This is a genomic window from Vibrio sp. SCSIO 43097, from assembly GCF_023650755.1.
GTDB classification, from domain to species: Bacteria; Pseudomonadota; Gammaproteobacteria; order Enterobacterales; family Vibrionaceae; genus Vibrio; species Vibrio alginolyticus.
In genome coordinates, this window is record NZ_CP071841.1 from 1,742,992 (window position 1) to 1,755,446 (window position 12,455).

At 42.3% G+C, this 12,455-nt stretch carries 7 protein-coding genes; 2 read left to right on the forward strand and 5 right to left on the reverse strand.

Going from position 1 to position 12,455, the window contains the following annotated elements; all coding sequences use genetic code 11:
* The 5 genes from J4N40_RS24195 to J4N40_RS24215 form a co-directional block, all read right to left on the reverse strand.
* On the reverse strand, window positions 1–1,188 hold the full coding sequence (locus J4N40_RS24195; protein ID WP_171345589.1) for an isochorismate synthase: 1,188 nt from the start codon (window positions 1,186–1,188) through the stop codon (window positions 1–3).
* Window positions 1,189–1,583: 395 nt separating this feature from the next.
* Window positions 1,584–2,660: a 3-deoxy-7-phosphoheptulonate synthase gene (locus tag J4N40_RS24200; protein ID WP_047101776.1), complete on the reverse strand. Its 1,077-nt coding sequence runs from the start codon at window positions 2,658–2,660 to the stop codon at window positions 1,584–1,586.
* A gap of 156 nt (window positions 2,661–2,816) precedes the next feature.
* A complete protein-coding gene (locus tag J4N40_RS24205) occupies window positions 2,817–4,490 on the reverse strand; it encodes an ATP-binding cassette domain-containing protein (RefSeq protein ID WP_047101774.1) in 1,674 nt (557 codons plus the stop codon).
* The gene (locus J4N40_RS24210; protein ID WP_115386765.1) at window positions 4,487–6,097 is read right to left on the reverse strand and encodes an ATP-binding cassette domain-containing protein; all 1,611 of its coding nucleotides are present in this window, start codon (window positions 6,095–6,097) and stop codon (window positions 4,487–4,489) included. The genes J4N40_RS24205 and J4N40_RS24210 overlap by 4 nt, the downstream gene beginning before the upstream one ends.
* A gap of 119 nt (window positions 6,098–6,216) precedes the next feature.
* Entirely contained in the window at window positions 6,217–7,377 is a 1,161-nt protein-coding gene (locus tag J4N40_RS24215; protein WP_047101770.1) for a histidine decarboxylase, read from the reverse strand.
* A 668-nt stretch (window positions 7,378–8,045) separates the two neighbouring features.
* Here J4N40_RS24215 and J4N40_RS24220 point away from each other — a divergent pair.
* Both J4N40_RS24220 and angU read left to right on the forward strand, forming a co-directional pair.
* Window positions 8,046–10,910: a condensation domain-containing protein gene (locus J4N40_RS24220; protein ID WP_047101768.1), complete on the forward strand. Its 2,865-nt coding sequence runs from the start codon at window positions 8,046–8,048 to the stop codon at window positions 10,908–10,910.
* Between the two features lie 145 nt (window positions 10,911–11,055).
* A complete protein-coding gene (gene angU, locus J4N40_RS24225) occupies window positions 11,056–12,381 on the forward strand; it encodes an anguibactin biosynthesis histamine N-monooxygenase AngU (RefSeq protein WP_047101766.1) in 1,326 nt (441 codons plus the stop codon).
* The last annotated feature ends 74 nt before the right edge of the window (window positions 12,382–12,455 follow it).

Below are 12,455 nucleotides of genomic sequence, written 5' to 3' on the forward strand. Positions count from 1 at the left end.
TTATACTGTGAGTCGGTCATCAACTTGTATTCCTGCAGCGCGTAAAATGGTGTTCATCTTGGCGCCAGTTTCGTCAAGCTCACTTTGCGGGGAGGACTCATGAACTATCCCTGCACCAGCATAAAGCGACATAGCTCGTTGGCTGACTTCAGCACATCGAATAGTTACTACCCATTCACCGTTACCTCTTGCATCACACCATCCGACCATTCCAGTGAAATAGCCTCGCTCGAACTTTTCAATTTCTTTGATAGCAGCATAAGCTGTTTGTCTAGGGTATCCGCATACCGCTGGAGTTGGATGGAGGTCCGCGGCGATTTTTAACGAGTTGACATTAGGTTCGTTAGCTTGCCCTTGTAGCAGAGTAGACAAGTGCAGCATGGTTTCTGTTTCGATTACAGAGGGAACCATAGGGGTGTATAGGTTGTGACAATACTGGTTAAGTACCTTTTCTACTTCTTCAACCACGAAGCTGTGTTCATTGAGATCTTTCTGTGTATCTAACAAAGAAGCATATGCTGCTTTATTTTCGATCTCGCAAGACGATTTAGGTCGCGATCCCGCTAGCGGATTGGACACCACGTGATGCCCTTTTTTAGAGACAAGTAACTCAGGGCTTGCGCCCATCAGTTTAGAACTCTCCGATATTTGGGAGCAAAACGTATAGCCGTCGGTGTTTATGGACAGTAAGTTACGTATAAGCGAACATGGGTTAATGTTTTTATTGGTAGTTATTTTCACCGAGCGAGAAAGCACAACTTTTGACAGCTCAGTGGTGTTAAAAAGCTCAAGTAAATGTGAAACGCCATTTTTATACTCATCCCCAGTTGGTGGTGAGACGACTTTTGCTATTTGTGGTGCACTTTTATCATTGTTCTGGCCGCGGTTACTGCTTGAAACATAAAGCGTTTTAGGAATGCAAAGTTGGGTAGGTGTATTTTCATCGAATGGAACGGTAGCAAATAACACCGGGTTGTCGTTTTCTGGTGTTTTAGCTCTTTCTAGTAATTCTTCAGCGGTGCTTGCCAGTTTCGAGAAAGGTATGGCGCGAGTCAAGCTTGTTTTGATACCGACACAAAGCATCGAGTTTTGTGGAGATGAGAAAAAGAACGGGGAATTTTTGAGTTCTTTATCCAACATCTCGTTGGCCATTTTGGAAAAGCCTACTACTTCTCGTTTCATAAACAGTCCTTATTAATTCACTAATGTAATGGAAGTCATCAACTTGTACCTCTAATTGCCTTTATTAGAACAAGTGTTCCTCTAATAGAGGAATATTTGATTAGGAGTGAGGCTATTGCCCAATAGTCATGACAATGCAGATTGGGTGTCTTTGCCAAATAGAATTAGGGAGCAACTACTTAAGTAAATGAACAGGAAGAAGTATAATTGATATTGATAATCAATATCAAATGATAATTGTTATCATTATGTCCTTGCATAGCATTATCGTCCTTATTTTAACAATAATTATATCGTTTGCATTTGGTTACATGGGGGGATTTACGGGCAGCGTTTGTGTATGAAACAAGCCAATCAATAACTATTTGTACTATTAACACGTTGCAAATAGTTAATTGAATTTAGGAGTGTTCAGTTTTGGTTAAATGAGAACTTTTATGTTGTAATACAGCGTTATTTAAGTGCTCTAGAAACAGTAAAGAATCCTGCCAGCTTAAGCACTCATCTGTTATGGACTGTCCGTAAGTGAGCAGATCAGCATCGATTGTTTGATTGCCTCCCACCAAGAAGCTTTCGCACATGACCCCCGCGATATTTGTTTCACCCAATGAGATCTGGTTGGCGATGTCCTTCACTACTACCAATTGGTTTTTTGCTATCTTTTCACTGTTTCCATGACTACAGTCAACCACTAGTTTAAGTGGAAGTTTGCTACGCGTAAGTTGAAAAGAGGTCTGCTTTATATGTTGAGTGGAATAGTTCGGAGTAGTCCCTCCGCGAAGTATGACATGGCAATTGTTGTTGCCCCGAGTTTTTATTGCTATTGTTTGGTTGTCAGAGGTTTGTGCAATCACTGAATGGCAATCTTGTGCCGTATGTATCGCATCTATTGATATGTCTATATTTCCATCGGTTCCGTTTTTGAAGCCAATAGGACACAGTAGCCCCGAAGCTAATTGCCGATGAGGTTGCGATTCGGTTGTACGAGCTCCAATGGCTCCCCAGCACACTAAGTCTGCTATGTAGTGTGCGATATTCGGATCGAGAAACTCATGCGCAGTTGGCACTCCAAGCTCAAGAATTGACTGCATAAGTTTGCGACTTTGATTAATACCCTTATGCAAATTAAAATCACCATTGAGATCTGGGTCGACAATAAAACCTTTCCATCCACCTCGAGTCCTAGGTTTTTCAAAATAGGTGCGCATGACAAGCTTCAAGCTGCTTTGATAGCGTTTTTGTTCTTCAGCTAATCGATGTGCGTATTCTATTGCGGCTACCGGATCGTGTATTGAGCATGGTCCCATGATAACGAGCAGCCTAGTATCGCCACCAGAAAGAATATTGGTAATCTCTTGCCTTTGCGTAGTGATGAACTCTTGGAGCTGTAGACTACAGTTTGTTTTATTTAATATTTTTTTTAGGCTTGGTAAAGTTGCCGCTGACTTTATGTTAATGACGTTTCTTAGAGTATTCATAGGTACTATCCGTAAATTTTCAATCACTTATTAAAGTCAAAATGGTTTCATCGTGATGATGCTGACTCCATAGTTGAGCGGAGAGCAGCATCAATCCCGAGAGATAAACTCTATAAGTGTTGGGGAGCGTTATAATGATTTTGATTTTTGGGATGTTTAGGTGTCGATGGCTATACTTAGCCCCTGGTATGCCGATGTATCTTTGCTTGTTAAGGAAGTGGCACAGTTCTTTTTAACCTTGACTCTTCCGTTTTCAATTGTGAGTTCCAATGTCGGCGACCATATATTCTGATCGCTATGCGTCACAATAATCACGGTCGAGTTCAATGTTTGAATATGTTGAGCAATACTTTTTTCGGTTGCTTCGTCTAATGCTGCCGTCGCTTCGTCGAAAATGAGGATTGGCGCCTTTTTAATGAGAGCTCGCGCAATTGCGACTCTCTGTCTTTCACCTCCTGACAACCCTGAGCCTCTTTGTCCTACTGTTTGATGTATTCTTTTAGGAGATGAGTCAATAAGTTCGTCCAATTGTGCGTGTCTTGCAAAGCTCTCAACTTCATAATCACTTGCATTGGGGTTACCTAACCGAATGTTATCCGCCAATGTGCCAGTATAAATGACCGGATCTTGAGCAACATAGGCTATATGCTGGGTGAGCACATCATAAGGGATATTCTTTAGATCTATCCCTCCGAGCGAAATAAGACCTTGGTCAGGATCATCAAACCTTAGAAACAGGCCCAGTAAAGTGCTTTTGCCACTGCCACTGACTCCATTGATGACGACGGTATCACCTTGTTTGATCTCCGTGCTAGCATCTTCAAAGAGATCTAAATGGCCCACAAGGTTCAGTTCGAACTTATGGTTTTTGGGGGAGGTTGCAAATTGAGGATTAGGCTCAGGCAGAACAGGGACATTCGTTAACTGAGCGTAATTTTTAATTGAGGATTTTACGTCGTTAATCGCAAAGCCTGCCAACGCGAGTTCACCCAAAGGTGCAGCTGCACGGGTAATCAATATCAATAAAGCCAAGACTAATAAGGGTTGAGTAATCGGCTCTAAGACGAGATAGATGGCGATACCTGCAAGGGGTAAAATCGTTGCCAATCCTGATACTAAGGTTGCGATAGAAGCGTTACGATTAATGGTTGAATGAGCTTCTTCTTGTGCGTGCCAACTCTGTTCAATACGCTCGATTGAGCGCTCAGGCCCCGCTGTTGAGCGAAGTAACTCAAGGTGATCTATGAGTTCAAGTGTTGATTTAGTCGCTTGAAGCTCTGCGTCATGTCGGTCGCTATCTGAGCGACTTAGGTATCTTTGCGCCTTGTACTGAACGAGCACTGCAACTAGTAACAATACGGCACTGAGTAGTGCGATCTCACCTCCTCCAACAACCCCGATACCGATAACTAAAAATATGGGTAACATTGGAGCGTGTAAAAATGTTTGTAGCTGATGAGCAGGAATGGCCATAAAGCCAGGTATTCCTCGTTCTGCTAGTTGAGTGAGCTGAGTTCTATGCTGATCATTAAACCAAGCTAACTTTGCTTTACTGAGCGAATGACCTACTGATGAATAAAGATCCCCAGCCAGTTTCGCACCAGAGAGAAATCCAGAACGAGTTACAATAACGGTAACTATCACAGTTAGAACAGCAGCTATTATGACGTTCATTGGTGGAGCTTGTTCGACAATAGATATTGCAAGAAATGTGTAAGCCGTTGCCTCAAATAATGCAACTAGTCCCCAACCTATAGCGACTCGATATAGACGGTGCTTTGCACTTTGTGGAATTGTCGAATTGGAATAGAGGGTATTGTGAGCCGTCATACTTCTTCATCCTGTCGTTGAGCCTTTCTGTTGAGCATCAATGTAGTGTCTGCAAGTTTCGCGAGTTCTGAGTCGTGAGTAATTATGATCAATATCTTGTCTTGTGCTTTAGCAAACTTCGCGAGATTTCTGATCACAGTGAAGGCCGTATTTTTATCGAGAGCACTGGTTGGTTCATCCAGTAATAGAACGTTGGCTTGAGTTAGAAATGTGTTAGCTATTGCGACACGTTGTTGCTCGCCTCCTGAAAGCACGCTTGCATCAGAATTGAGGTCAATCTTTAATTGAGCTTGTTGCAGTGCTTGGTTCAGCTCGTCGTCACTTGAACTTGGCGTTGATAGTTTCAAATTCTGCCTAATGGTAGTTTTGAGTACACCGATATCTTGAGGTACATAGCGTATGGCGGAGTATCGGGATATCTCAGAGAGTTTAGACAGTTGATGGCCTCCTAAGGTAACGAAGCCTGAAAGAGGTGTTTCTTGACCTGCTAATAGACGTAGTAACGTACTTTTTCCTGCTCCGCTAGGCCCCATGATGGCTGTAAATGAACCCCGTGGGAAGTTGTGGGAGAAGTTATCAATAATATTAACAGTTCCATTAGCCACTACGATATTTGATGCTTGTAGTGATAGCGGTTTTTCTCCCGCGCTCAAACTGCCACTTTCTATTTGTGGTTGCTGTAAAAAGTCGCTGATGTTCTTTGCAGCATTCTTTCCTGCGTTAACGTAGTCCAATCCATGGCCAAGCTTCAGTGCGGGTGATACGACGGCCAAACCAAAAAAGAATAGCGACGCCATTGCCACGGGACTTAATTCATAGCCAATGGTATAGGCAATTGCGAAAGTCGAAACCGCTTGAAGTAATGCGGTAGCAATTGCAGCTGGAAGGGCAACGCTACCAACCCATTTCACTATGCCGTGAGTAAAGCGTCTTGTGGCATCATTATAGCTGTCGAGTGCTCCTGCTTGCGTGCCGTAAATTCGATTTACTCGGATACCTCTTGTGTAGTCGTTTACTGCGGTAACGATATCACCCATTATTGTCATGCGCTCTGTGCCATGTTTAGCGGCGAACCTAGGTAAAAAGAGTAGGTAGTACAATGATGCAATTAGGCCAGGGAGCAGAGTAAGCATCGCTACCGGACCTGTGAGATTCAACATGATAAAAATAGAAGTTGCGGGTACGACAATGAATGTCACGAGTTCTGAAGGCAAATGCGCAACCATGTGGTGAAGCGTGTTGATGTCTTCGGAAACTATGCGACGCAGTTGATTATCACCATATTGAGAGATGGTCTTGCTTGGCAAGCGCGTCAAGTGCTGAGCAACTTGGCGACGTAATCGAGTGGAAAACTGCGACTCGGCATCATGAACTAACCACGAGCCCACTGATGAGGCAAGTGCGCTAGCCGCCCAAAGTCCTATGGCACCGTAAATCCATTGGTTTGCAAATCTATCGATAAGGTTTATCAAACATAGCAGTGCACCAACTTTTGCCACAGCGGCAAGTACTTCACAAAACGTTCCCAAAGCAAGCTTTTTAATCGATGGCTTTAAGGCTGGCATTAAGCTAGGCGTAACGTAATGTTGGCTGATTTTACTTATCATCTTGTCACCTTACTTAGCCAATCAAGCGAAAATAAGGAGAACGTGGTAGAGCATATTGAGCTCTTATCGTTTTTCATATAAAGCCTATGGAAGTGGACGTTGATGGATTATGTTTTGAACTAATTTTGGCCGCAGGCGTTGCGAATGCCATAGTCAGGTAGCAGATCGAAAATGACGTCTTCAATCAACGTGTCAAGTTTCTCTGTACTATCTAGATGTGGCATGGTGATAATATGAGCGACATCACCAGAATTAGCTAATGAGTGCTTTCGCCAGATGGGCTCTGATGGGCAAGGAAATACAACAGTATTGGAATTTTTGTTACGCCAAGCATTTATCCCTGCTTCTTGGAAGCGCTGCACTGTATATGCAGCCATGTCTAAGCAAAGCTGTACTTTGTCTTGCCAGTCTGAAAATGAATGACTTTTGATTGCAGTCCACATGAATAGGGCACTATGACCGTTTCTTGAGCCGCTGATGGTTTGATCGCGTGAAGAAATGTAATCAACCTCGACTGAAATCTGATCAACCATATGCCGCTTGGCAAGCACGATTCCACATGGGATCGGGGAGCCTATCATCTTATGGCCAGAGACGCTGATTGAATCAATACCATCTTCAAAGGAGTGGGGATGTGGTTTTTCAACAAATGGCATGATCATTCCACTTAATGCGGCATCTGCGTGAATATAGTAGTTCTCTCTCTCTAAACCTATTGCTGCGATATCGTGCTGAATGCGCTTAATATCATCTGTTGCACCACGCATAGTGGTTCCTATATTGGCAAAAATAATAGGGTTATTCTGTTTGTCTTTTTTTATTCGTTTGACAAGTTGATGATAATCTATCTCCCCATTGGACAATGAAGGGATTTTTCTAGATTTAATATTGAGTAATTTAGCGATCTTATCGACCGAGTAATGTGTTTCTTCAGAATAATAAATATAGCCGGTTGGAAATAGCTCGCGAGCTAAATAACATGAAAATAAGTTACCTTCAGTGCCTCCATTTGAGATATACCCCCAGCTTTCTTGATGAGATATCTTAAATAGTTGGGAAAAAAAACGCATCACATCTTTCTCAAATTCAAATGAATTGAGTTTGTAATTACTCTCTTCCCTCCAATCACCACAGTTATTAATGGAGAATTTCATGAACTTGTCTAGTATCGAGTAATCAAAACTTGCAGATTCAGGATAGCCTACATTAAAGTATTGATTTTCCATGCAGTATAGCCAGAATTCATTGAGCCTATCTAGATCTTCATTGGATAGTTTCATTACGTTGCCTGTTGAGTCTTTTTAATGGGCTAAGGTACAGGTCACTACCATGTACACTTACACTTTGTGAGTAATTCGTACCCTGAGTAGAATCCTTCTCTATTTTATTTTTAAAACTGTCTACCGGGTAATACTTGGAGCTTAGTTGTTTCATGTGTCTAAGCTTGAAACTATTTAAAGTTAGTATTTAGTTTGAAAAATTTCAGTCTAATACCATCGTTTTTTCGGTTTTTATATTACTTTCTGTTATTATTTTCTTTGATAGAAATGTAAATGGCCTTCAAAGAATTATTATATTTTTCGAGTATTTTTCTGATATTTCAAATTTTTCCGTTGAGCTACGTTTTGTCTTTAGAAGTAAGTTTTTCAAGATAACCAACAGCGGTTTCGTTGTATGAGAAAAAGTCTTAGCGAACAGAGGATGGTTGACGTTACGGATACAAACTGGCGTCGACACTTCCCAATTATTTAAAGTCAATGTGTTTATATAAACGTTGCATCTTATGTCACATTGACCAAATTCTTATTGTTTTAGCTTTGCTTGAGAGATAGCCTCAAGTAACGTTTTTAATTTATCTAATTAATAATAATAAGCTTTTTGTTGCAAATGATTATCGTTTGCAAAATAATGGCACCTAACCGATGAATTGTCAACAAAGTGAAAGCTGATGAGTGATTTAACACCAATGCAGGCCGCATGTTGGTTTGGAAGAGAAGCTAATGCCAAACTTGGCGGTGTTGCATCCCACCTTTACACCGAATTCGATGGCGAGAACATCAACTTAGAGAAGCTCAATTTAGCTCTAGTAAGTTTGTACCACAGACATGAAATGCTAAGACTTAAAGTTGATGAATTCGGCCTTGGTTCTATCGTAGATGTGCCCAACCATAGCCTGTTAGAAATCGACGACTTTAGCCTGCTATCTAAAGATGAGCAGAATCAAGCATTGAGTCGTAAGAGAGATAAGTGGGCCCATCAGATGCTTGATTTGACTCAAGGTCAAGCGGCAAAGTTCTCCGTGAGTTTACTATCAGATGGTGCATTTCGATTACATATCGATACCGATATGATTGCTATAGACCCAGATAGCTGTCGTATTTTAATTGAAGATTTTGCAAAGCTTTACGAGGGCGTTCCTTTAAAATTCATCGATCATTTGACCTTTTTCACTTGGCATGATTTAGCGAAAACCGATCCAGACCTAAAGTTACAACGAAAGGCTGATAGGCAGTGGTGGAAATCTCAGTTAGCAAGTATTGCTCCAGCGCCTTCATTGCCACTACCAGACTACAATCCCAGTCAATTTGAAAGCCATCATTATTCAGCTCGGCTTGAACCTGAGCAGCGAAAAGCTCTTTTATCTGTTGCCCGACAACACTTGATAACACCCGCAAATCTGATGCTGGGTTTGTTTGCAAGAGCATTAGGTAAAGCAACCGGAGATACCGCGTTTAGAATTAACGTCCCTACATTTTGGCGTCCCCCAATTGTTGAAGGCACAAATGATTTAGTAGGGGACTTCGTTAATTTTGTCGTTCTCAGTGTAGATATGAATGGTTCTAAAACTCTCATTGATTTTTGCCACCTAGTCGCTATTAAAATGTCGTCGCTACTTGGGCATAGTCGTTATGATGGTGTGAATGTAATGCGAGATCTTTCGGTACATCATGGCAGTGCGCAGCTTGCACCGATCGTTTTTACATCGGCAATTGATTTACCTAGTGGTGACCTATTCTCCCGTCGAGTCCACAAGCATTTTGGCAAGATGAACTGGACTATTTCGCAAGGCTCTCAAGTCGCGCTTGACTCCCAGGTTGTGAGTATTGATGGCGGTATCATGATCAATTGGGATGTTCGGCACGAAGCCTTGCCAAAGGAATGGACGTCGCCGATGTTCGAGCACTTTGTCGCTTTGACGAAAAGTGTTATTTCTGACCCGAGCTTATTGGTTGCCCCGTTGGAAAACTTACAAACGAAACTGATTTGCCAAACGTGTTTAACAGCAGAGCTGACCCCGATGCAGCGAGCCTATTTACTAGGTAGGACGACACAAATGCCTCTTGGAGGCGTTGCAATGCAAGAGATGTTGGAGTACCGAGGTGTGCTTTCAGCAGTGTGTATTCGTCGTCGATTGTCGAAAATGGTGGCCAACTATCCAAGCCTGAGGAAGTTTATTGATAGCAAGTCACTCAAGTTACGTGTAAGTAAATGCCCACAACTTAACTTAAATCATGTGGATTTAAGTCAGTTGAAAACAGATATGGTGGAGGAGGAACTGGGACGTTTTAGATATAGATATAGCCATGAAATCTTTGATTTAGAACAGCCGTTATGGAATATCACGACTTTTACTCTCCCTGACGCTAAAACTCACGTTTTTGCTCGTTTTGATGCATTGATTCTTGATGCTCGCTCTATCGCATCTTTGTTGGTGGAACTATTTGAGGGAGAGGCACCATCCATTCCCCGCATTGATAATGAACCTAACGGTGAAGACGTGATAACTCAACGCGCCAAGGACGAAAAATATTGGATGAATAAACTGTCTACTGTTGAAGGGATAATGCGCTTCCCTTGGCATAAATCGCTCGAGTCGATCTCTTCGTCTAGATATAAGAGGCAGAGTCTCGAAATTGGTAAAGATACAATGGAAAAGCTAGTCCGAGTAGGCGGGAAACACGGGTTATACAAGAATACGGTGATGATGTCAGCTGCGATGGAAGCACTGTCTTCTCTTGTCAGTGATGGCAAGCTGTGTGTGGCCGTTCCAGTATTACCGATGATAAGTACATCTTATGCAAGTGAATCGACTTTTATTGCTTTGCAGTGGGATACTAGTCAAAACGAATTTCTTCAACGAGCACAGGCATTGCAAGCAGATATGTTAGAAGGCCTAGAGCACCTCTCATTTTCTGGTGTGGATTTAGCGCGTACGTTATTTGATAGATGCAGGCCAGGGCCGACACTTCCTATCGTCATCACCAATGGTTTGTCTTGGCCTGCGTTAAGTGACAATGCACCGATGACACTTCAACGTGGTTTAACACAAACTCCCCAAGTAGCTATCGACGTACGCTTTGTCGCACAGGCAGGGGGCTCAATCATGTTTAGTATCGATTATGCCAGTGAAGCGGTTGTGGATGAGTTAGTGAAACTGATATTGGATCGTATTGACATGATTTTTAATCACATGATTCAAACTTCTAAATTTGAAGTCGTATTGAATAAACAATTATCACCTGATGAATCAAGAGTCATAGAACTATTGGACTCACCTCCCAAGGAAGCCAGTACTGTTGATTCAACAAAGCAGATTATTTTTGATATCTACTGCAGAGTTATTGGTCGGAAAGCAGACGACGATATCGATGAAAATATGCTTTTCGCTCAGTTGGGACTTCGGCCTAATCATCTAAAAGAGATCAGTAACGAACTAAAAAAAGCCTTGCCGGTGGAGTTGCCAGTGAAGCAGCTCATACGTTGCAAAGACGCAAACGATGTAACAGCACTCGCTCTGCAACAAGGATTGTAGGCTGCGCTCTGATCGTTTTGTTCAATTATAGACGTGAAATGAGTTTACCAAAGAAAGATGGAGACTAGTAAGAAGAACCTAGTTGAGCCTGCTGCTTAGGTTTTTAGAACGTTAGAATATTTTTATCTCATATCAAGGAGAAAAAGTGAATATAACAATAAAAGATATCGTTGGTGTTGGCATAGGGCCATTTAACCTAGGGCTTGCCGCTTTGAGCTCTCATCATTCTGAGCTCGACGTTGAGTTTATTGAGCGCAGGCAAGAGTTTAATTGGCATAGTGGTATGTTGCTTCCAGGAGCGACCTTACAAGTTCCTTTTTTGGCCGACCTTGTCACTATGGCAGATCCCACTCATCCTCTGAGTTACTTAAACTATCTTAAGCAACACGATCGCTTGTACCAGTTTTACTATTATGAAACTTTTCTTGTTCCACGGAGCGAATACAACCATTATTGCCAATGGGCCGCAGGACAGCTAGAAAACTGCTCATATGGTGAAAATGTGGTGGATGTAAGATACTCAGAAGAGCACGAGTGTTTTGTAATTCAAAGTCAATTGAACAGCGGGCAAGTTAGGACGAGGTATAGTCGAGATTTAGCGATAGGTGTTGGAACTGTTCCTTGGTTGCCCAATTGGGCCAAAAATGCAAATCATACTTTGATTCAACACTCTGCGGAGTTTGCTCATATGCGTGAGCAATTAGCAAAGTTTAATAGTGTTACGGTAGTAGGATCTGGGCAAAGTGCCGCGGAATGCGTACTCAACTTATATCGTGATTTAAGTCCTGAGCAAATTGATGCCGGAGTAAGGATTAACTGGGTCACTCGTTCTGCTGGTTTCCATCCCATGGAAGCGTCTAAGTTGGGACAAGAGTGCTTTACACCAGCATATATGGACTACTTTCAAACTCTTTCTCGCGAAAAACGTCGTCAAATCGTTGAAGGGCAGGGGCAGCTCTATAAAGGCATAAGTGGATACACTATCGCAGAGATTTTTGATCTTCTGTATGAGCGATCCATTGGAGGTCATGAGCCTGGATTAAGCTTGTACTCTAATAGCCAAGTAAATGAGGTCGAAGTAACCGAACGCTCTCAGTCAATCAAAGTGAGGTGTTATCAATCACAGCAAGACCGAGCTTTTTCTCTTGATACTAATGCAGTTATTTGTGCAACTGGGTATGCGCATCAGTGGCCTAAATGGCTGGACGAGTTAAAAGGCTTGGTGCTAGCCACTGATGAATATGGTGATTTGATAGTTGAGCCTAACTTTGTTGCTCAGCGTTGTGACCAAGGTATTGGACGTGTCTTTGTTCAAAACCCGGAGACTTTCCAACATGGTGTTGGTGGACCAGATCTAGGTATTGGCGCATACAGAAATGCTTCAATCGTAAACCAAGCTTTGGGGCAGAACGTTTATCGACTGCCAGAAAAATCTGCTTTCCAGACTTATGGTACTCCAGTGGCAAACTAGCGATCTTTGACAAAAAAGAGGACATGCATTTTAAACGCAGGTCCTCTTTATGGGCCACCTTAAAGATGACCAGT

What these genes read in the sequence shown, in the direction of transcription:
- J4N40_RS24200 (WP_047101776.1), bottom strand. Translation starts at nt 2,660, where the DNA reads ATGAATACTCTAAGAAACGTCATTAACATAAAGTCAGCGGCAACTTTA.
- J4N40_RS24205 (WP_047101774.1), bottom strand. Translation starts at nt 4,490, where the DNA reads ATGACGGCTCACAATACCCTCTATTCCAATTCGACAATTCCACAAAGT.
- J4N40_RS24210 (WP_115386765.1), bottom strand. Translation starts at nt 6,097, where the DNA reads ATGATAAGTAAAATCAGCCAACATTACGTTACGCCTAGCTTAATGCCA.
- J4N40_RS24215 (WP_047101770.1), bottom strand. Translation starts at nt 7,377, where the DNA reads ATGAAACTATCCAATGAAGATCTAGATAGGCTCAATGAATTCTGGCTA.
- J4N40_RS24220 (WP_047101768.1), top strand. Translation starts at nt 8,046, where the DNA reads ATGAGTGATTTAACACCAATGCAGGCCGCATGTTGGTTTGGAAGAGAA.